A 21698-nucleotide genomic window follows, 5' to 3' on the forward strand; every position below is an offset into this window, starting at 1 on the left:
GTTCACGAGGCCGGACGGCAGCAGAGGAGCAGAAGAACAAAGGATGCGAGTGAGCACGAGCATATCCTTCAGGTTTTATTTTTGTCTGGGCACAGATTGACCTCAGCAAATCAGGCAGTCCAATATTGAATCGGTCTGGTTTCATACCTTGGAGGTATCATGGAGCTGCGCCACTTGCGTTACTTCCGCGTGCTCGCGGAAACCCTGAATTTCACCCGCGCAGCCGAACGCCTGCATATCGCTCAGCCGCCGCTGAGCCGACAGATTCAGCAATTGGAGGACGAGCTGGGCGTGGCGTTGATCGAGCGCGGCAGGCCGTTGCGCCTGACCGAGGCCGGGCGGTTCTTCTATGAACATTCCGTGCAGTTGCTCGAGCAGTTGGGACGCGTCAGCGATGACACCCGACGTATCGCCGAAGGGCAACGCCGCTGGTTCGGTATCGGCTTCGCGCCGTCGACCCTGTATGGCGCGCTGCCAGAGCTGATCCGCCAGCTGCGTGCTGAAGCGGCCATCGAACTGGGGTTGTCCGAGCTGACCACCTTGCCCCAGGTGGAAGCGCTCAAACGCGGCCGTATCGATATCGGCTTCGGGCGCATTCATATCGAGGATCCGGCCATCGTCCAGGAAGTGATTCGCCAGGACCCATTGGTCGCCGCCCTGCCCGCCGGCCACCGACTGCTGGCCGCTCCGGCTTCGCTGGAGGAACTGGCACGCGAACCCTTCGTGCTTTACCCAGCGTCACCTAGACCCAGCTACGCCGACCACGTACTCGCCCTGTTCGCCCGTAACGGCCTGAAGATTCGCGTGGCACAAATGACCAACGAGCTGCAGACGGCCATTGGCCTGGTAGCAGCCGGCATCGGCATCAGCCTGGTGCCAGCCTCAGTGCAGCGCCTGCACCGCGATGACATCGGCTACACGCCGCTGCTAGACGCAACGGCTACCTCGCCGATCGTGATCAGCTACCGCAAGGACGACGACTCACCGCTGCTCAAACGCTGCCTGAAGCTGGTGAAGAATCTGGACAGCGAGTAAGAGCGATTGACGCACCGAGCCCTTCAGCACAGCCGTAATGGCCACTAAGCAACCCGCTGTGGGAGCGCGCGGGGACGCCTAGTCCATGCGCGCGAAAAATCGCGGGCTTGGCCCGCTCCCATGGGTACTGCAAAGAGGCCGATTTTGCGTACCCCTGTTGATCTTGAGGGATTGCCGGCCGCTAGTTGCAGGTACTCAGAGCAATGTCCAGGTGTACGAAAGGATCAAACGGTTCTCGTCGATATCGCTGCGATAGTTGGAGCGTGCCTCGACGTTACGCACGCGCACGCCCACCCCTTTGAGCACCCCGCTCTGCACCACGTAGCCGATATCCAGATCGCGCTCGCGATCCTTGCCTTCGAAGCCACGGCCGGTGTCGACATTATTGCCGCGGATATAGCGCACCGTGGTGGTCAGGCCGGGTACGCCGAGCGCGGCAAAGTCGTAGTCATAACGCGCCTGCCAGGAGCGCTCGTCGGTGTAGGCGAACTCGTAAGTCGGCACCTCGTTGCCCAACGGCGTGACGTTGGCGAATACCCGCGGGAACGGGTTGTCGCCGAACATCGCCTGGTAGCCGACATAAAAGGTATGCCCGCCATGCTTGGCCGAAATCAGCGAGTAGAACGCCTGGTTGTCGATATCGCCGAGCAGCCGGTCACCGTCTTCCTGGCTGTCGAAATAACCAAGGTTGGCGCCCAACGTCCAGGAGCCCATTGGCTCGCTGTGCTTGAGGCCGGCGAAGCGCTGGTTGTAGATGTCCTCGAGTTGCGCGAACCACAGGCTGGCGGTGGTGCGTTTGTCGTTGAAGGCGTAGTCGGCGCCCACATAGTTGAACGCATCACTGCTGACCTGGCGCTGCGGCACGTGGCCGAGCATGGCCTGCAGTTTGTCGTCGCCAGCCTCGTTGCGCAGGCTGGTGGAGCGCAAGTGGCCGCCCTGCAGGGTCAGGCCGTCGATCTCACGCGACACCAGCGAGGCGCCCTGGTAACTCGGCGGCAGCAGGCGAATATCGCTGAAGGTCAGCACCGGCAGGTTGGGTTGCAGTTCACCGACGCGCAGTTCGGTCTGCGAAAGGCGGGCCTTCAGCGCTACCCCCAAACGACTGTATTCATCGGCCGCCTCGCCGTTGTCGCGCACCGGCAATAGCCCGGTATTGACCCGATCACGACTGCTGTCGAGCTTGATACCGAGCAGCCCCTGGGCGTCCAGGCCGAAGCCGAGCACGCCGGGCGTGTAGCCGGACTTGAAGTCGAGGATGAAGCCCTGGGCCCACTCCTCGGCCTTAGATTGCCGGTTGGCGCCGACGATGTCGGAAAAATCCCGGCTGAAGTAGTAGTTACGAGCCTGCAACGTGGCGCTGGCGCCGTCGACGAAGCCCTCGTTGGCGGCCTGCACGGCAACCGGCAGGCTCAGAACGCTCAGGGAAAATACGCACAAGGTAGTTGGATGCTTACTCATGGTTGCTCTGCTCTTGTTGTTATTGCATGGGTACAGCGGCGCCCCACGCCAAACAGCGCGGAGAGCCGGATCAGGGAAATCGGGGTTCAGCGCGTCGCTTGGTCGGGCCTTGAGCGCACTGCCTGCTCGGCGCCGGGCGCGGTTTTATGGGCCAGCAGCCAATGAGCGAACAGCCCGAAGATCAGCCCCCAGAAAGCCGCCGACAGACCGAGAAAGGACATCCCCGAGGCAGTGACCAGAAAGGCCACCAGCGCCGCTTCGCGCTCTTGCGGTACCGCCATGGCGCCAGCCAGAGAGGCCGCGATGGCAGCAAATAGGGCAAGCCCTGCCAGTGCCGCCACCAATGCCTGGGGAAAGGCGGTGAACAGGCTGACCAGCGTTGCACCGAACAGGCCGAACAGCAGGTAGAACAGGCCACCCACCACACCGGCCACATAGCGGCGCTCAGGCCACTCATGGGCTTCACGGCCAGTACAGATCGCCGCGGTAATTGCCCCCAGCGCCAGGCCATGGCAGGCAAACGGCGCCAGCAGCAAGCTGCCCAGACCGCAGCCTGCCAGCAATGGCCGCGCCGGCACCTGGCCGTAACCGCTGCTGCGCAGCAAGGCCATGCCAGGTATGAATTGCCCGGTCAGCGCCACCACGGCCAGCGGCACGCCGATGTTGAGCATCGCCATAGGGGAAAACTCCGGGGTGATCCACACCGGCGTGGCCAGGCCGATCACCCAGGCATCGGCACTGAGCTCGCCACGGCCGATCACCAGGCCGACGCCGACCAGCAACACCGCCAGCACCGCGTAGCGCGGCGATACGCGCTTGCACACCAGGTAGGTGACGAACATCGCCAGCACCAGCAACGGCTGCTCCTGCAGCGAGGTGAACAGCGCACTGCCGAAGCTGAACAGAATGCCCGCCAGCATCGCTGCACACACCGACAGCGGCAGCCGCGCGACCAATTTGTCGAAGGCGCCGCTTAGGCCCACCACCAGCACGATCAGGTTGGCGACCAGATAGGCGCCCACCGCTTCGCCGAGGCTCACCTGCGGCAACAGGCTGACCAGCAACGCCGAGCCCGGCGCTGACCAGGCGATCACCACCGGCGCCCGGTAGCGTAGGCTGAGCACGATGCCAAGCACACCGCTGCCGATACTGATCGCCCAGATCCATGACGACAGCACCTCGGCTGGCAAGCCTGCCGTGCGAGCGGCCTGGAAGATGATCACCAGTGGCCCGGCATAGGAAATAACCGTGGCGATAAAGCCGGCGACCAGCGCCGACAGCGACATGTCCTTGAACAGCTTCATTGCATCGCTCCGTCAAGCGGGCGGCCGCAGCCGCTCCCCGCCGCTCTGCAGATGCAGAGAGACGGAGAAGGGTCAGGGTGCGGGTGGATATGGCGCTCAGGCCTTGCTGGGTTGCAGGCTGAGCTTGTCGACACTGGCGCTGTTCAGGGCGAACACCAGCATGGCCAGGGCCGCGATGGCGCCAGGGATGGCAAAGGCCATGAAGTTCAGTTGCAACGGCAGCTCGATGCCCATCAGCGCGCCACCGAGCAGCGGGCCGACGATCGCGCCGTTACGGCCGATGCCCGAGGCCCAGCCAAGGCCGGTGGAGCGGATCGACAGGCCGTAGAGCTGGGCAGTGCCGGCGTACAGCAGGATCTGCGTGCCGATGGTGGTCGCCCCGGCGATGAAGATCAACAGGTACAGCATCAGCGTCGGACTCTTGAAGCCAAGCAGGCTGATCGACACGGCAGCGGCGATGAAGAAGCCGACCTTGACCTTGGTCAGGTTGAAGCGGTCACCCAGCCAGCCGCCGAGAATCGCCCCGGCCATGCCACCAAAGTTCAGGGCCAGCAGGAACGACAGGCTCGAGCCCAGGCTGTAACCGGCGTTGGCCATCAGTTTCGGCAGCCAGGAACTCAGTGCGTAGACCATCAGCAGGCAGCAGAAGAACGCCACCCAGATCGACAGGGTGCGCACCGCCAAACCGTTGCGAAACAGCTCCAGCACGGAGACGCCGCCGCCCTTGCGCTCATTGATGTTCAGATGCACATCGGCACCCAGCGCCTGGGCAGGGGCGAGACGATTTAGCAAGGCGCGGGCCTTGTCATGCTCGCCCCGGCGCACCAGAAAGCCGATCGACTCCGGCAGGTAGTAGAGAATCACCGGCAACAGCAGCAGTGGCAGCGCGGCAGCGAAGAACATCGACTCCCAGCCGAAGCGCGGCAGCATGAAGATGCCGACGCCGGCCGACAGCATGCCGCCGAGCGAATAGCCACTGAACATCACCGCGACCAGGGTGCTGCGCATTTTCTTCGGCGCGTACTCGTTCATCAGCGCCACCGCATTGGGCATCAGACCGCCACAGCCAAGGCCGGCGATGAAGCGGCAGATGCCGAACTCGGTCGGGTTGCTGGCAAAGCCGTTGACGATGGTCGCCACGCTGAATAGCGCGAAGCAGATGGCGATGCCCTTCTTGCGGCCGATCTTGTCGGCCAGGCTGCCGAACAGCAGCGCGCCGAACATCATGCCGAACAGCGCGTAGCTGCCCAGTGCGCCGGCCTGCAGAGGCGTGAGCCCCCACTCCTTCATGATCACCGGCAGCACCACGCCATAGATGAACAGGTCGTAGCCGTCGAAGATCAGCAGCAACCCGCACAGGCACATCACCAGCCAGTGAAAGGAATTGAAACGGGCATTGTCGATTACGTCGTTGACGTCGATGTTACGCATGGCATGGGTCTCTTATTGTTGTTGTGAAGCCGTGGCCGGCGTTGCCGTCCTGTTGAAATCGTGTAAAGCCGTTAGCCCAGATCACCGCCACCGACCGGCAAGGTCACGCCGGTGATGTAAGACGCCTCGTCGGAGGCCAGAAACAGGATCGCGCCGACCTGCTCATCCAGCGTGCCGTAGCGCTTCATCAGGCTGCTCTCTAGGGTCTGATCGACTATCTGCCCATACCAGGTCTTTTCCTGCTCGCTCTGCTCGGCGCTGTTACGCGGGATGCGCCGTGGCGGCGCCTCGGTGCCGCCCGGGGCAGTCGCGTTGACGCGAATACCCCGCCGGGCATTCTCGAACGCCAGGCAGGCGGTCAACGCGTTGACGCCACCCTTGGCCGCGCCGTAGGGCACGCGATTGAGGCTGCGCGTGGCGATGGAGGAGACGTTGACGATGGCACCACAGCCCTGCTCCAGCATCACCGGCAACGCGGCGTGACAGCACCATAAGGTCGGGAACAGCGAACGGCGCACCTCAGCCTCGATTTCCTCTTCGCGGTAATGCTCGAAAGGCTTCGCCCAGATGGTGCCGCCCACGTTGTTGATCAGGATGTCCAGGCGGCCAAAACGCTCGACGGCCTGCTTCACCACCTGCTGACAGTCGCCATAGCGCTCCAGGTCAGCGGTCAGGGTCAGCAGCTCGGCGCCCTGCCCCAACTCGCTCCGCAGTTCATGAACCAGCTCGGCACGATCAACCGCGACGATGCGCGCGCCTTCGGCAGCCAGGCGCTCGACCACCCGCCGACCGATCCCCTGCGCTGCTCCGGTGACCAATGCCATCTTGTTGTCGAATCGCTTGTGCATGGCGCTCTCCTCAGGCCGACAGGGCTTGTCGATCGGTACTGACCACCTGGGTCGGGGTGAATTTCTCGTAATGGAAACTCGCTGGCGTGACGCCCTGCTCGTTGAAGTGAGCGCGCACGGCATCGACCATCGGCGGCGGCCCGCACAGGTACACGTCGACATCGCCGTCGTTGAGCATCGCCGCGCTCATGTGCTGAGTGACGTAGCCCTTGCGCGGGTGTTGGGACTGCGCTTCGGCCACGCAGGTGATGAACACCAGGGCCGGCAAACGCTCGGCCAAAGCCTGCAAGCGCTCGACCAGTACCAGATCGAGATCCCGGGTCACCCCGTAAATCAGGCTGATTGGCTGCTCACAGCCGCGCTCGGCCAGCACTTCGAGCATCGACAGAAATGGCGCAAGCCCGGTGCCGCCAGCCAGCAACAGCAGCGGACGACGCACCTCGCGCAGGTAGAAGGTGCCCAGCGGCCCGGTGAACTGCAGGCGCTCGCCTGGCTGCGCCTGATCCAGGTAGGCGCTCATCAGCCCGCCCGGCACGCGCTTGATCAGAAAACCGAAGCGCGACTCACCGGGCTTGTTGCTGAACGAATACGCACGGGTCTGAGTACCGCCAGGTACGCCGATATTCACGTACTGCCCCGGCAGGAAGCTCGGCGCCGCTGCGCCGCTGGCAATATCGAACGCGACCTCCAGGGCCGCATCGGCGTGCGGGGTGATCGATACCAGTTCGCCTTCGAAGCTGCCCGTGCCGGTCTTGCAGGCAGTGGATGGCACGGGCACGGCGATCACGCAATCCGAAGCTGGCACCATCTGGCAGGTCAGCACCAGGCGTTGCTCGGCTTCGTCTTCGCTGAGGGCGTCCTCGATGTAGTCCTCCCCCTGGTCATACTCGCCGTTCTCGCAGCGGCACTTGCAGGTGCCGCACACGCCGTCGGAGCAATCCATGGGCAAATTGATGCGGTTACGATAGGCCGCATCCAGCACCTTTTCGTTGGCCTTGCAGTCGATGAAGCGTGTAACCCCATCTTCGAAATTCAGGGCGATGGTGTACGTCATGGCAATACCTCGGCGCTGCCACCGGGCACAGAAGCTAAGCGGCAGCGCATCGACTCAGATGTGGTAGATGTCGAGAACCTGGTGCACGTAATCGTTCTTGAGCACCACTTTCTTGCGGGTGATCAACGGCTGATCGCCACGCATGTCCAGGTGGTAGAACGAGGTGCCGAAGTAGACATCGGTGCTCTTGTAGCGATGGCTCAGGGTCTGCCAGTTGAAGCGCACCTGAACCTGCTCGGTGCTCTCCTCGAGCACCTCCAGGTTGGCGATGAAGTGCGCGGTGCGCGGCTCGGGCGTGCTGGCACTGGAGCGCTCGGTCTTGATGCGGAACACCCGATCCTCCAACCCCTCGCGGCTGGGGTAATAGATCAACGAGATCTCCCGCTGCGGGTCTTCGGTCAACCCGTCGTTATCGTCCCAGGCCGGCATCCAGAACACCGCCTTGCTCGAATAGCACTCCAGCCATTCATCCCACTGACGGTCGTCGAGCAGACGCGCTTCGCGGTAGATGAAGTCGAGGATCAGCTGGCGATTGGCGCTCATGCTACGTCCTCCGCGTCGGTGGCGATCAGGTTGGCGCGCTCGCTGGCGATGGCCTTCTGCATTGCTTGCGCCCAGTAGGCGTGCTGGCGCACGAACAGCCCTTCGTCCTCGGATTTCACGCCACTTAGCAGCGGCTGCATGCCCATGGCTTTGGCGTTGTCGTCGGCGCCTTCGATCCAGTGGCTGGCGCCACGACTGAGGTCGTTCCACTGCGCCGCCTGGCCGGCGTAACCGGTCTGGCAGGCGCGAAACTCTTCCAGATCGTCGGGCGTACCCATGCCGGTGACGTTGAAGAAGTCTTCGTACTGACGGATACGCAGCGCACGGGCCTGATCGCTCTCGCCCTTGGGTGCGAAGCAGTAGATGGTCACTTCGGTCTTATCGACGGCGATTGGCCGCACCACACGAATCTGCGTGGAGAACTGATCCATCAGATACACGTTCGGGTACAGGCACAGGTTGCGGGTCTGCCCGACGATGATATCGGCGCGGGTGTCGCCGAACTTGGCGGCCAGGGCCTCACGGTGCTCGAACACCGGGCGCACGTCCGGGTTGATCAGCCGCGTCCACAACAGGATGTGGCCATACTCGTAGGCATAGAAACCGCCGACGCTTTTCGACCAGCCGTTGGCATCCACGGTACGGGTGCCTTCGGCTTCATAATTGCGACGCTGCATGGTCGCCGAGTAATTCCAGTGCACAGAACTGACGTGGTAACCATCGGCGCCATTCTCGATCTGCAGCTTCCAGTTGCCATCGTAGAAATACGACGAGTTGCCGCGCAGCACTTCGATGCCGTCCGGCGCCTGATCGACGATCTGGTCGATGATCACTCGGGTTTCGCCCAGGTAGTCTTCCAGCGCCGGAACTGCCTCGCTGAGGCTGCCAAACAAGAAGCCACGGTAACTCTGGAAACGCGCCAGGCGCGTGAGGTCATGGGAGCCTTCGCAGTCGAAGCTCTCCGGGTAGCCGCCGGTCTTTGCGTCTTTCACCTTGAGCAGTTTGCCGGCGTTGCTGAAGGTGCCGAACCGTGGAATGGGCAGGTGAACGAGCCCTTGTTGCCCTGCTTGCGCCGGCACAGAACGGCACCACGATGCGCACAGGCGTTGATCAAGCCATGCAGCTCGCCCTGCTTGTCGCGGGTGATGACGATGGGCTGACGGCCAATATGGGTGGTGAAGTAATCGTTGATCTCGGGAATCTGGCTCTCGTGGGCCAGGTAGACCCAGCCGCTCTCGAAGACGTGCTTCATCTCCAGTTCGAACAGGTCGGGGTCGGTAAAAACATCGCGTCGGCAACGGAAGATCCCCTTGGCAGGATCCTCCTGGACGGATTCGGCAAGCTGCCGGGCAAGGCGTTCGAATGTGCCGGTCATGGGTCGTACCCTCCGTTGTTCTTGTATCAGGCATAGCCAGATTAAGAGTGGGTACGAGGCGGCAATAGCCGTTTACTGCAGATCGCTATCCAGATACTGCAAAGGCCCACTTGCAGCGTGCTTCAGACTCAAAGGAGCATTTTCTACGGGCACAAAAAAGGGCGACCGAAGTCGCCCTTTTTCTGGATTACCTGAACTTAGTTCTGGTTTTCCATTTGCGCACGAATCAGATCACCAATGGTGGTCGGACCGGAAGTTTCAACTTCCTGCTTGCTACGCATTTCCTTGATTGCTTCTTTCTCGTCTTCAACGTCTTTCGACTTGATCGACAAGCTGATCAGGCGGCTCTTGCGATCCACGCTGATGATCTTGGCTTCAACTTCTTCGCCTTCTTTCAGAACGTTACGCGCGTCTTCAACGCGGTCACGGCTGATTTCGGAGGCTTTCAGTGTCGCTTCGATGCCTTCGGCCAGGGTGATGATAGCGCCCTTGGCGTCAACTTCTTTGACGATACCGCGAATGATGGTGCCTTTGTCGTTAACAGCAACGTAGTCGGAGAACGGATCTTCTTCCAGTTGCTTGATGCCCAGGGAGATGCGCTCACGCTCTGGGTCAACAGACAGGATGACGGTTTCCAGCTCGTCGCCCTTCTTGAAACGACGTACGGCTTCTTCGCCAACTTCGTTCCAGGAGATGTCGGACAGGTGAACCAGGCCGTCGATGCCGCCGTCCAGACCAATGAAGATACCGAAATCGGTGATCGACTTGATGGTGCCGGAAATCTTGTCACCCTTGTTGAACTGACCGGAGAAGTCTTCCCATGGGTTGGTTTTGCACTGCTTGATACCCAGGGAGATACGACGACGCTCTTCGTCGATGTCCAGAACCATGACTTCCACTTCGTCGCCAACCTGAACGACTTTCGACGGGTGGATATTCTTGTTGGTCCAGTCCATTTCGGAAACGTGTACCAGGCCTTCCACGCCTTCTTCCAGCTCTGCGAAGCAGCCGTAGTCGGTCAGGTTGGTCACACGCGCAACAACGCGGGTGCTTTCCGGGTAACGAGCTTTGATAGCAACCCATGGGTCTTCGCCCAGTTGCTTCAGGCCCAGGGAAACACGGTTACGCTCGCGATCGTACTTCAGAACCTTGACATCGATCTCGTCGCCAACGTTGACGATCTCGGACGGGTGCTTGATACGCTTCCAGGCCATGTCGGTGATGTGCAGCAGGCCATCGACGCCACCCAGATCCACGAATGCGCCGTAGTCGGTGAGGTTCTTGACGATACCTTTGACCTGTTGGCCTTCCTGCAGCGATTCCAGCAGCGCTTCGCGCTCGGCACTGTTTTCGGCTTCCAGGACGCTACGACGGGAAACGACAACGTTGTTGCGCTTCTGGTCGAGTTTGATGACTTTGAATTCGAGTTCTTTGCCTTCCAGGTGAGTGGTATCACGCACCGGACGGACATCAACCAAGGAACCTGGCAGGAACGCACGGATGCCGTTAACGTCGACAGTGAAGCCGCCTTTAACCTTACCGTTGATAACGCCCTTGACCACTTCCTCAGCGGCGAAAGCTGCTTCCAGGACGATCCAGCACTCGGCACGCTTGGCTTTTTCGCGGGACAGCTTGGTTTCACCGAAGCCATCTTCAACCGCGTCCAGCGCAACGTGAACTTCGTCACCGACCTTGATGGTCAGCTCGCCTTGTTCATTGAAGAACTGCTCCAGAGGGATAACGCCCTCGGATTTCAGGCCAGCGTGAACGGTAACCCAGTCGCCGTCGATGTCGACCACGATGCCAGTGATGATGGCACCCGGCTGCATGTCCAGGGTTTTCAGGCTTTCTTCAAAAAGTTCTGCAAAGCTTTCGCTCATGTTGATTCCTGTTGGATCGGGCGGGGATTCGCCCTGCTCCGCATTCCAGACAATGCGGGTTTATTCATATAAAAGAAGGCCTACGGGACTAGGACTGGTATCCCCGTATGCCTCCCCTGCGAGCCGAAAATGGCTCTTTTCAACCGGCGAGGTCGCGATTGGCGACTTCGCTCAGAATTTTTTCAAGCACCTGCTCGATGGACAATTCGGTGGAATCCAGCTGGATCGCGTCGGCTGCCGGCTTGAGCGGAGCCACCGCACGCTGGGTATCGCGCTCATCGCGCGCCCGAATCTCATCAAGAAGACTCGCGAGGTTAACATCATCGCCCTTCGCCTTCAACTGCAGGTAACGTCGATTGGCACGCTCCTCGGCGCTGGCGGTCAGGAAAACCTTCAGCGGCGCCTCTGGAAAGACCACGGTTCCCATGTCACGACCATCGGCCACCAGGCCCGGCGCTTCGTTGAAGGCGCGCTGACGCTGCAGCAGCGCATCGCGCACCGCTGGCAGTGCCGCGACCTGGGACGCACCGGCACCGATCTGCTCGTTACGGATAGCGTCGGTCACCTCCTCGCCTTCGAGGATGATGCGCTGCGGCTTGCCGTCACCGGCAGCGAGAAACTGCACATCGAGGTGCGCAGCCAGCAACTTCAGTGATTCCTCGTTGCTCAGGTCGACGCCGTGGTTGCGTGCGGAGAACGCCAGCAGGCGATACAGCGCGCCGGAATCCAGCAGGTTCCAGCCCAGTTGCTTGGCCAGCAGACCAGCAACCGTGCCCTTTCCCGAGCCACTCGGCCCGTCGATAGTGATGATCGGCGCATTGAGGCTCATTGCTGCCCCTCCACTGCCACGCGCATGCCAACCTGTTCCGCCAGGGCGAGGAAGTTGGGGAACGAGGTAGCGACGTTGGCGCAGTCGTGGATATGGATTGGCGCCGTGGCGCGCAGCGAAGCGACACTGAAGGCCATCGCGATACGGTGATCGCCATGGCTGTGCACCACGCCACCACCGATCTGACCACCCTCGATGATGATGCCACCTGGGGTCGGCTCGCACTTCACGCCCAGACTGATCAGACCATCAGCCATAACCTGGATGCGGTCGGATTCCTTGACGCGTAGCTCTTCGGCGCCACGCAGGATGGTACGGCCTTCGGCGCAGGCCGCAGCGACGAACAGCACCGGGAATTCGTCGATGGCCAATGGCACCAGATTCTCGGGAATCTCGATACCCTTGAGCTTGGCACCACGCACACGCAGGTCTGCAACCGGCTCGCCGCCGACCTCACGCTGGTTTTCCAAGGTGATGTCACCGCCCATCAGACGCAGGATGTCGATGACGCCAGTACGGGTTGGGTTGATGCCGACATGCTCGAGCACCAGTTCAGCATCCGGGGCAATGGAAGCTGCCACCAGGAAGAACGCTGCCGAGGAAATGTCCGCAGGCACTTCGATGCGCGTGGCGGTGAGTTTGCCACCGGCCTGCAGGGAAGCCACCGGCCCGTTGGACTCGACGGCATAACCGAAGCCGCGCAGCATGCGCTCGGTGTGGTCACGGGTCGGCGCCGGCTCGGTGACGGTGGTCACGCCCTCGGCGTACAGGCCAGCCAGCAGCAGGCAGGACTTAACCTGAGCACTGGCCATCGGCAAGGTGTAGGTCAGCGCCTTGAGTTTTTGGCCACCACGGATGGTCAGTGGCGGACGACCGTCCGGGCCGGTTTCGACCACGGCGCCCATTTCACGCAGCGGATTGGCCACGCGATTCATCGGACGCCTGGACAGCGACGCATCACCGGTCATGGTCACGTCGAATGGCTGACCCGCCAGCAGGCCGGACAGCAGACGCATGGAGGTGCCGGAGTTGCCCACGTAGATCGGGCCGGGTGGCGCCTTCAGGCCGTGCAGGCCAACGCCATGGACGGTCACGCGGCCATGGTGCGGCCCTTCGATGACCACGCCCATGTCGCGGAACGCTTGCAGGGTCGCCAGGGCGTCTTCGCCCTCGAGAAAGCCTTCGACTTCGGTAGTGCCTTCGGCCAGCGAGCCGAGCATGATCGAGCGGTGGGAGATGGACTTGTCGCCTGGAACGCGGATACGCCCACGGACATTGCCACCAGGATTAGCCAGGAAAACCAGATCGTTCGAGTGCATAGCGTCCACATAGGCCCGACGGGCCAGTATTTTGCTGAAATGTTCGCGGGCCACACGGGCGCGAGTGAATACGCCCAGCAGATGATGCCCGTCCCCTGCGTCGACCGCGTCGCGCAAGGCGTCGAGGTCGTCGCGAAATACATCCAGAGTGCGCAGCACCGCCTCGCGGTTGGCGAGGAAGATGTCATGCCACATGACCGGATCACTGCCAGCGATTCTCGTGAAATCGCGGAAGCCGCCGGCAGCGTAGCGGAAAATTTCCAGATTCTCGTTGCGTTTGGCCAGCGAGTCGACCAGACCAAAGGCCAGCAGATGCGGCAAGTGGCTGGTGGCGGCGAGTACCTGATCATGGTGCTCGACCTGCATGTGCTCGACGTCAGCCCCCAGCTCGCGCCACAACTGATCGATCCGTTGCAGGGCCAGCGCATCGGTCTGCGCCAGCGGCGTGAGGATCACCTTGTGACGCTTGAACAGCTCGCCGTTGGCTGCCTCGACGCCACTCTGCTCGGAGCCGGCAATCGGATGGCCCGGCACGAAGCGTGCCGGCACACCACCGAAGACAGCGTCTGCAGCGCGCACCACATTGCCTTTGGCGCTACCGGCGTCGGTCAGCACGGCATCACCCAGATCCAGCTTGGCCAACTCACCGAGCAAACGCTCCATAGCCAGGATAGGGACGGCCAACATGATCACGTCAGCGCCCTGACAAGCGGCAGCCAACTGCTCCTCGCAGCGATCGACCACGCCCAGCTCGACAGCCATACGGCGCGCCTGCGGATCCAGATCGACGCCAACCACCTCGCGACACACACCACGGACGCGCAGGCCCTTGGCAAAGGAGCCGCCGATCAGCCCTAGCCCGACCACGACCAGGCGTTCAACCAGCGGCTTGGTCATCGGCGTCTTGCGTTCGGTCACGCGTTAAGCACCTTACGCAGCGCTTCCAGGAAGCGGGTGTTCTCAGCAGGCAAGCCGATGGACACGCGCAAGTGGTTGGGCATGCCGTAGCTGGCTACCGGCCGCACTATCACCCCTTCGCGCAACAGACCCTGATCGATCGCAGCGGTATCACGGCCAAAGTCGATGGCCAGGAAGTTGGCCTTGGACGGAATCCAGCCCAAACCCAGCTCGCGGCAACCTTCCTGCATTTGCAGCATGCCTGCGGCGTTGATTTCACGGCTGCGCGCCAGGTAGTCGGTGTCGTCGAACGCTGCACAGGCGGCGGCCAGCGCGAAGCTGTTGACGTTGAACGGTTGACGCACACGGTTCAGCACATCGGCGACCTGGGCCGAACTAAGCCCGTAACCAACGCGCAGCGACGCCAGGCCGTAGGCCTTGGAGAAAGTGCGCGAGACCAGCAGATTGGGGTGACCAGCGAGGAAGTCGAGGCCGTTGGGAAGCTCGTCGCCATCCGCATATTCGATGTAAGCCTCGTCCAGCACCACAAGCACGTTTTCTGGAACGCCGGCGAGGAAGTCGCGCAACGCCTGAGTGCTGAACCAGGTACCGGTCGGGTTATTGGGGTTGGCGATGAACACTACACGAGTATTGGCATCGATGGCCGCCAGCATAGCCGGCAGGTCATGACCGAACGCTTTGGCCGGCACCACCTTACTCTGGGCACCGACGGCCTGCGTGGCGATCGGGTACACGGCGAACGCGTGCTCGCTGAACACGGCATTCAGGCCCGGAGCCAGGTAAGCACGAGCAACTAACTCAAGGATGTCGTTGGAGCCGTTACCCAGAGTCACCTGAGCGGTGGAGACACCACAACGCTCGGCCAGCAGGGTCTTCAGGGTGAAGCCATTACCGTCGGGGTAGCGAGTCAGCTCGTCCAGTTCAGCACGAATTGCAGCCAGCGCCTTCGGGCTTGGGCCGAGCGGGTTCTCGTTGCTGGCCAGCTTGACGATGCTGGCCGGATCCATGTTCAGCTCACGGGCCAACTCGTCGACCGGCTTGCCTGGCACGTAGGGGGAAAGTTTCTGCACGCCTGGCTGGGCCAGGGAGATGAAATCACAGCTCATAAACGGGCCTCAGGCTGCAGGCCCCAGGCTACGGGTACAAGCCTGATTCCGCCTGTAGCCCGCAACCTGCGGCCTGGAGCCGCAGTTAAAGTACTGCTTTGGGGTAGGAGCCCAGCACTTTGAGCGCCACGGCTTCCTGATTGATTTTTTCCAGCACGTCCTTGATCAGCGGGTCGCGGTGGTGGCCGACGAAATCGATGAAAAAAGCATAGGTCCACTTGCCACTGCGCGACGGGCGGGTTTCGATGCGTGTCAGGTCGATACCGTTCTGATGGAATGGCACCAACAACTCGTGCAGTGCGCCCGGCTTGTTGCGCATGGAGACGATCACCGAGGTCTTGTCGTCGCCCGTCGGCGGGACTTCCTGGTTGCCGATGATCAGGAAGCGCGTGGAGTTATCCGGGCGATCCTCGATCTTCTCGGCAAGCCGGGTCAGGTCGTACAGATTGGCTGCCATATCACCAGCAATGGCCGCCGAATTCCATTCACTCTTCACTCGGCGCGCGGCATCGGCGTTGCTGGAAACCGCCACGCGCTCGACGTTCGGATAATGCGCATCCAACCACTTACGACACTGCGCCAGAGATTGGGCATGGGAATAGATGCGGGTAATCCGGTCGGTCTTGGTGGCGTCGCCGACCAGCAAATGATGGTGGATACGCAGCTCCACTTCGCCACAGATCACCAGGTCGTGTTCGAGGAAGCTGTCGAGGGTGTGGTTGACCGCACCTTCGGTGGAGTTCTCCACCGGCACGACACCGAAGTTGACCGCACCAGCCACCACTTCGCGGAATACCTCATCGATGGCAGCCATCGGCTGGCTGATCACCGCGTGACCAAAATGCTTCATCGCCGCGGCCTGAGAGAAAGTGCCTTCCGGCCCCAGGTACGCGACTTTCAGCGGGTTTTCCAGAGCCAGACACGAAGACATGATCTCGCGGAACAGTCGTGCCATTTCCTCGTTGCCGAGCGGGCCACGATTGCGTTCCATGACCCGCTTGAGCACCTGCGCTTCACGCTCGGGACGATAGAACACCGGCACTTCGCCGACCGGCAAAGCCGCCATCTTCACGCGCGCCACTTCTTCGGCACAACGCGCGCGGTCACTGATCAGCTCGAGAATTTTCTCATCGAGGCTGTCGATGCGTACGCGCAGAGCCTGCAATGCCTGATCCGAGGCTACATCCGTCATCAGCCGTGCTCCTTCTCGAACTCCGCCATGTAAGCGACCAGCGCCTCGACAGCATCCAGGCCCACGGCGTTATAGATGGAGGCACGCATGCCACCCACCGAACGGTGGCCCTTGAGGTTGAGCAGACCACGGGCGTCGGCACCGGCCAGGAATGGCTTGTCCAGACGCTCATCAGCCAGACGGAACGGCACGTTCATCCACGAACGGGCATTGCTGGCAATCGGGTTGCTGTAAAACTCGCTGGCGTCGATCACGCCGTACAGCAGCTCCTTCTTGGCCTTGTTGCGCTGTTCCATGGCAGCCACACCGCCCTGCTCTTTCAGCCACTCGAACACCAGGCCGGACAGGTACCAGGAGAAGGTCGCCGGCGTGTTGTACATCGAGCCGTTGTCGGCAGCGATCTTGTAATTGAGCATGGTCGGGCAGGCACTGCGCGCACGGCCGAGCAGGTCTTCACGAATGATCGCCACCACCAGGCCGCTGGGGCCGATGTTCTTCTGGGCGCCGGCGTAGATCAGGCCGAACTTGGAGATATCAATTTCACGCGAAAGGATATCGGACGACATGTCGACCACCAGCGGTAAGTCGCCGGTCTCGGGAATCCAGTCGAACTGCAGGCCGCCGATGGTTTCGTTGCTGGCGTAATGCAGGTAGGCGGCGTCCTTGGACAGCTGCCACTCGTTCTGCCCGGGAATGGCGAAATAATCGTAGGCCTTGGCGCTGGCAGCGACGTTTACGTTGCCGTAGCGTCGGGCTTCCTCGATGCTCTTCTTCGACCAGATACCGGTATCGATGTAATCGGCGGTACCGTCTTCAGGCAACAGATTGAGCGGGATTTCCGCGAACTGCTGGCTGGCCCCGCCTTGCAGGAACAGCACCTTGTAGTCGGAGGGAATGGTCAGCAGATCGCGCAGATCCTGCTCGGCCTTTTCAGCGATGGCCGTGTATTCGTCGCTGCGGTGGCTCATCTCCATGACGGACAGGCCTTTGCCCTGCCAGTCGAGAAGTTCGGCCTGGGCACGCAGCAGAACGGCTTCGGGAAGCGCGGCCGGGCCGGCGCAGAAGTTAAAGGCTCGCTTGCTCACAATTCACTCTCGCTTGACTGTCTGGTTACAGCACTACATCTATCTGGCGAAATGCTGCCTGCAGCACCGTGGTGCTGCAGGCAAAGCGGCGCGCTTACGCGTCGCGCTCTTCCCCTTGCTCGTCGCCCTCTGCTGCCGGCTCTTCGCCAACAACGGCGTCATCGGCTTCATCGATTTCGGCGACGACGATAGGATTGCCCTCTTCGTCCAGCGCCTCTTCGATGTCCTCTTCGGACGGCTCCTGCACACGCTCCAGGCCAACCAGTTTCTCGTCCTTGGCCAGTTTTATCAGGGTCACACCCTGGGTGTTACGGCCGGAACTGGAGACTTCGTCGACGCGGGTTCGCACCAGAGTGCCCTGGTCGGAAATCAGCATGATTTCTTCGCCGTCCTGCACCTGGATGGCGCCGATCAGCTTGCCGTTACGCTCCTTGGTGATCATACCGATCACACCCTGGCCGCCACGACCGCGACGCGGGAACTTGCTCAGCGCGGTGCGCTTGCCGAAACCGCGCTCGGAGGCAGTGAGGATCTGTGCGCCCGACTCGGGAATCAGCATGGAGATCAGGCTCTGATCCTTGCCGATACGCATGCCGCGGATACCACGGGCGCCACGGCCCATAACACGCACCACGCCTTCGGCGAAACGGATCACCTTGCCGGCACTGGAGAACAGCATGACTTCCTTGGCACCGTCGGTAATGGCGGCTGCGATCAGGGTGTCACCTTCTTTCAGCTTCAGCGCAATCAGGCCGTTGGAGCGTGGGCGGCTGAACTGCACCAGCGGGGTCTTCTTCACAGTACCGAAAGCGGTGGCCATAAAGATGTAGGCACCCGTCGGCTCGGCCACCAGCTCGGCGGTCTCGCCTTCGACTTCCTCTATCTCGGCCGCTTCAGCGACTTCTTCGGCCTCGACCACTTCGCCTTCGATCACCGCATCATCGCCGTCATCCAGCTCGTCATCGGCGCCACCGCTCTGCTGTTGCAGAGCTTCGAGGTCGATCTGCAGCATGGTGGTGATGTACTCACCTTCGTCCAGCGGCAGCAGGTTGACCAGTGGGCGACCGCGAGCGGCACGGGACGCTTCGGGAATTTCGTAAGTCTTGAGCCAATACACCTTGCCCTTGCTGGAGAACAGCAGCAGCGTGGCGTGGCTGTTGGCAACCAGCAGGTGAGCGATGTAGTCCTCATCCTTGATGCCGGTCGCCGACTTGCCCTTGCCGCCGCGGCGCTGCGCCTGGTACGAGGTCAGTGGCTGGGTCTTGGCATAGCCACCACGGGAAATGGTCACTACACGCTCTTCTTCGGGAATCATGTCGCCGAGGGTCAGATCTAGACGCGAATCGAGGATCTCGGTACGGCGCTTGTCGCCGAACTCGGCCTTGACCGCTTCCAGCTCCTCACGAATCACTTCCATCAGGCGTACAGCGCTGGTGAGGATGCGGATCAGCTCGCCGATCTGGGTGAGAATTTCCTGGTATTCGGCCAGCAGCTTCTCGTGCTCCAGGCCGGTCAGGCGGTGCAGGCGCAGGTCTAGAATGGCCTGGGCCTGTTCCGGCGACAGGTAATACTTGCCGTCGCGCAGACCGAACTGCGGCTCGAGGGTCTCCGGGCGGCAGGAGTCGGCGCCAGCGCGCTCGACCATGGCTTCCACGGCGGTTGACTCCCACGCAGTGGAGATCAGTGCTTCCTTGGCTTCGGAAGGCGTCGGCGAGGCCTTGATCAAGGCGATGACCGGATCGATGTTGGACAGCGCGACGGCCTGACCTTCAAGGATATGGCCACGCTCACGCGCTTTACGCAGCTCGAACACGGTGCGCCTGGTCACCACTTCACGACGGTGCAGGACGAAGGCGTCAAGCATGTCCTTGAGGTTGAGGATCTTCGGCTGGCCGTCGATCAGTGCCACCACGTTGATGCCGAACACGCTCTGCATCTGGGTCTGGGCGTAGAGATTATTGAGAATCACCTCAGGCACTTCGCCACGGCGCAACTCGATGACCACGCGCATACCGTCCTTGTCGGACTCGTCGCGCAGCTCAGTGATGCCTTCGATTTTCTTCTCTTTAACCAGCTCGGCGATCTTCTCGATCAGGCGCGCTTTGTTCAACTGATACGGCAGTTCGGTGACGACGATCTGCTGACGACCGCCAACCTTGTCGATATCTTCGATCTCGGCACGCGCACGGATATAGATGCGCCCACGGCCAGTACGATACGCCTCGATGATGCCAGCGCGACCGTTGATGATTGCCGCAGTCGGGAAGTCTGGGCCGGGGATGTACTGCATCAGGTCATCGACCGTCAGCTCCGGGTTGTCGATCAGCGCCAGGCAGCCGTCGATGACTTCACTCAGGTTGTGCGGCGGGATGTTGGTCGCCATGCCCACGGCGATACCGCTGGAACCGTTGACCAGCAGGTTGGGGATCTTGGTCGGCATGACCGCTGGGATCTGCTCGGTACCGTCGTAGTTGGGTACCCAGTCGACGGTTTCCTTGTGCAGGTCGGCCAGCAGCTCGTGGGCCAGCTTGGTCATGCGCACTTCGGTGTATCGCATGGCCGCGGCGTTGTCGCCGTCCACGGAACCGAAGTTACCCTGACCATCGACCAGCAGGTAACGCAGCGAGAATGGCTGAGCCATACGGACGATGGTGTCGTAAACGGCGGTATCACCGTGCGGGTGATATTTACCGATCACGTCACCGACCACACGGGCGGATTTCTTGTACGCCTTGTTCCAGTCGTTACCCAGCTCGCTCATAGCGAACAGCACCCGACGGTGCACGGGCTTCAAGCCATCGCGTGCATCCGGCAAGGCACGCCCGACGATCACGCTCATCGCGTAGTCGAGGTAGGACTGCTTCAGTTCGTCTTCGATGTTGACCGGGAGGATTTCTTTGGCCAGTTCGCCCATGAGTAGCCTGGTTCCTTTTTCTGGTGAAATTCCACCCCTCCATATGGATTGGGGCAGAGCGCGTTGCTATGGCCTCAGGCCAGCAACGACTCACGGCAAATCAATACGTTATGCCATGTATTCGAACGGTGACGGCGACCGCTGGCGGTGCCCCTGAAAACTGCCGGAGCTTACCACAAAGCATGCCTCGCACCTATCCCTGAAGGCGCATGAAGCCAGGGGATCAGTGCAGGCGCTTGCGAGACATCAATTGGGCGATCTTGGCGGCGTCCGGACGCTCGATCACGCCCTTCTCGGTCACCAGGAAATCCACCAGATCGGCGGGTGTCACGTCGAAACGCGGCTCAACCTCGTCCACACCAGCCACCTGATCGCTCTGCGGATAGGCAAGCGGCGCATGGCCGAGCTCGTGAAAAGACTCTTCGCCGCTCTCGGCCTGCAGGTCGATGACGCCACTGGGTGCCACCACCATCAGCCGCACGCCGTGATGCATGGCAGCCACCGCCAGTTGATAGGTGCCAATCAGCGCAAGGGCGTCTCCGTTGGCGGCAATCCGCTCGGAACCGACGATGGCCCAGGTGATGCCGCGCTCTTTCATGAGATGGGCCAGCGCGGCATCCGCACTGAGCACTACGGCGATGCCCTCTTCGCGCAGCTCCCAGGCCGCCAGCCGAGCGCCCTGCAACAATGGCCGACTTTCACCCAGGTAACAGCGCTCCAGCAGACCTTCGAGCTGAGCGCCACGGATCACCGCCAGCGCCGTACCAAAACCACCGCTGCTCATCGCCCCTGCGCAGCCAATGCTGAGCAGGTTCTGGGAATTGCCCTGAAAGCCGCGAATAAGCTCCACGCCCAGCTGCGCCATCACCAGGCTGGCCTCGCGATCACGCTGATGGATGCCGTGGGCCTCGTCTTCCAGCACCTGCAGCGGCTCCGCACCAGGCCGCGCGCGCGCCAGCCGATCGTGCATCTGCTGCACTAGACGCTCGCCGTCGAGGACATTCAGACCCGCGCCAGACAGGCACTGAACATCGGCCTGCAGCCCGGCGTGCCAGTCGCCCCCTTCATCGGCGCGCTGGCGAGCGCCCAGCACCAGGGCATAGGCACTGCAAATGGCCACGGCAGAAGCGCCCTGCACCGCGCCACCAGCCAACATCTCGACCACCGCAGAGACCGAATGGCAGGCATGCCAGACCTGTTCACCAGGCAGGCGGCGTTGATCGAGCACATGCAGAGCACCCTCGCGCCAGACAAAGCCCACGACCTGCTCGGCAGCCAGCAAACGCTCGCGCATTACCCACTCCATCCTCGAAAGCCGGCCAGTATACGCCGCAGCAGAGGCCAGCCGCACCCGCGCAGAGCGCCGGGCACCTTCAAGACCGGGACATTCCTCTATAGACTCGGCGT

Annotated in this window: 15 protein-coding genes and 1 pseudogene; 1 reads left to right on the top strand and 15 read right to left on the bottom strand. The window is 61.8% G+C overall.

Going from position 1 to position 21698, the window contains the following annotated elements:
- Nucleotides 1–159: 159 nt before the first annotated feature.
- Nucleotides 160–1035 carry a LysR family transcriptional regulator gene (locus ACZ0AI_RS07370; protein WP_463565187.1) on the top strand — a complete coding sequence of 292 codons (876 nt, stop codon included), beginning with the start codon at nucleotides 160–162 and terminating at the stop codon, nucleotides 1033–1035.
- 195 nt (nucleotides 1036–1230) lie between these two features.
- On the opposite strand, the gene ACZ0AI_RS07375 is transcribed toward ACZ0AI_RS07370, so the two are convergent.
- The 15 genes and pseudogenes from ACZ0AI_RS07375 to ACZ0AI_RS07445 all read right to left on the bottom strand — a co-directional run bounded on the left by ACZ0AI_RS07375 (nucleotide 1231) and on the right by ACZ0AI_RS07445 (nucleotide 21585).
- On the bottom strand, nucleotides 1231–2493 hold the full coding sequence (locus ACZ0AI_RS07375) for an OprD family porin (protein ID WP_463565188.1): 1263 nt from the start codon (nucleotides 2491–2493) through the stop codon (nucleotides 1231–1233).
- Between the two features lie 86 nt (nucleotides 2494–2579).
- The gene (locus tag ACZ0AI_RS07380) at nucleotides 2580–3797 is read right to left on the bottom strand and encodes a benzoate/H(+) symporter BenE family transporter (protein WP_463565189.1); all 1218 of its coding nucleotides are present in this window, start codon (nucleotides 3795–3797) and stop codon (nucleotides 2580–2582) included.
- Nucleotides 3798–3893: 96 nt separating this feature from the next.
- Nucleotides 3894–5228 carry an MFS transporter gene (locus ACZ0AI_RS07385; RefSeq protein WP_463565190.1) on the bottom strand — a complete coding sequence of 445 codons (1335 nt, stop codon included), beginning with the start codon at nucleotides 5226–5228 and terminating at the stop codon, nucleotides 3894–3896.
- A gap of 71 nt (nucleotides 5229–5299) precedes the next feature.
- A complete protein-coding gene (locus ACZ0AI_RS07390) occupies nucleotides 5300–6076 on the bottom strand; it encodes a 1,6-dihydroxycyclohexa-2,4-diene-1-carboxylate dehydrogenase (RefSeq protein WP_463565191.1) in 777 nt (258 codons plus the stop codon).
- Between the two features lie 10 nt (nucleotides 6077–6086).
- Nucleotides 6087–7130 carry a benzoate 1,2-dioxygenase electron transfer component BenC gene (gene benC / locus ACZ0AI_RS07395; RefSeq protein WP_463565192.1) on the bottom strand — a complete coding sequence of 348 codons (1044 nt, stop codon included), beginning with the start codon at nucleotides 7128–7130 and terminating at the stop codon, nucleotides 6087–6089.
- A 54-nt stretch (nucleotides 7131–7184) separates the two neighbouring features.
- Nucleotides 7185–7673: a benzoate 1,2-dioxygenase small subunit gene (gene benB, locus ACZ0AI_RS07400; RefSeq protein WP_463565193.1), complete on the bottom strand. Its 489-nt coding sequence runs from the start codon at nucleotides 7671–7673 to the stop codon at nucleotides 7185–7187.
- A pseudogene (locus ACZ0AI_RS07405) lies at nucleotides 7670–9048 on the bottom strand (Rieske 2Fe-2S domain-containing protein). Before ACZ0AI_RS07405 ends, benB begins: the two are co-directional and overlap by 4 nt.
- A gap of 197 nt (nucleotides 9049–9245) precedes the next feature.
- A complete protein-coding gene (rpsA, locus tag ACZ0AI_RS07410; RefSeq protein ID WP_225832838.1) occupies nucleotides 9246–10928 on the bottom strand; it encodes a 30S ribosomal protein S1 in 1683 nt (560 codons plus the stop codon).
- A 139-nt stretch (nucleotides 10929–11067) separates the two neighbouring features.
- Complete coding sequence (gene cmk / locus ACZ0AI_RS07415) at nucleotides 11068–11757, bottom strand: (d)CMP kinase (RefSeq protein ID WP_463565194.1); 690 nt, start codon at nucleotides 11755–11757, stop codon at nucleotides 11068–11070.
- Nucleotides 11754–13973, bottom strand: coding sequence for a bifunctional prephenate dehydrogenase/3-phosphoshikimate 1-carboxyvinyltransferase (locus tag ACZ0AI_RS07420; RefSeq protein ID WP_463566069.1), 2220 nt, complete (start codon nucleotides 13971–13973; stop codon nucleotides 11754–11756). The genes cmk and ACZ0AI_RS07420 overlap by 4 nt, the downstream gene beginning before the upstream one ends.
- Before the next feature lie 17 nt (nucleotides 13974–13990).
- Nucleotides 13991–15100 carry a histidinol-phosphate transaminase gene (gene hisC, locus ACZ0AI_RS07425; protein WP_463565195.1) on the bottom strand — a complete coding sequence of 370 codons (1110 nt, stop codon included), beginning with the start codon at nucleotides 15098–15100 and terminating at the stop codon, nucleotides 13991–13993.
- Between the two features lie 85 nt (nucleotides 15101–15185).
- The gene (pheA, locus tag ACZ0AI_RS07430; protein ID WP_463565196.1) at nucleotides 15186–16292 is read right to left on the bottom strand and encodes a prephenate dehydratase; all 1107 of its coding nucleotides are present in this window, start codon (nucleotides 16290–16292) and stop codon (nucleotides 15186–15188) included.
- Nucleotides 16292–17377 carry a 3-phosphoserine/phosphohydroxythreonine transaminase gene (serC, locus tag ACZ0AI_RS07435; RefSeq protein ID WP_463565197.1) on the bottom strand — a complete coding sequence of 362 codons (1086 nt, stop codon included), beginning with the start codon at nucleotides 17375–17377 and terminating at the stop codon, nucleotides 16292–16294. The genes pheA and serC overlap by 1 nt, the downstream gene beginning before the upstream one ends.
- A 94-nt stretch (nucleotides 17378–17471) precedes the next feature.
- Entirely contained in the window at nucleotides 17472–20291 is a 2820-nt protein-coding gene (gene gyrA / locus ACZ0AI_RS07440) for a DNA gyrase subunit A (protein ID WP_463565198.1), read from the bottom strand.
- A gap of 223 nt (nucleotides 20292–20514) precedes the next feature.
- On the bottom strand, nucleotides 20515–21585 hold the full coding sequence (locus ACZ0AI_RS07445) for a s-methyl-5-thioribose-1-phosphate isomerase (RefSeq protein ID WP_463565199.1): 1071 nt from the start codon (nucleotides 21583–21585) through the stop codon (nucleotides 20515–20517).
- Between the last annotated feature and the right edge of the window lie 113 nt (nucleotides 21586–21698).

The organism is Pseudomonas sp. AC355, from assembly GCF_979258205.1.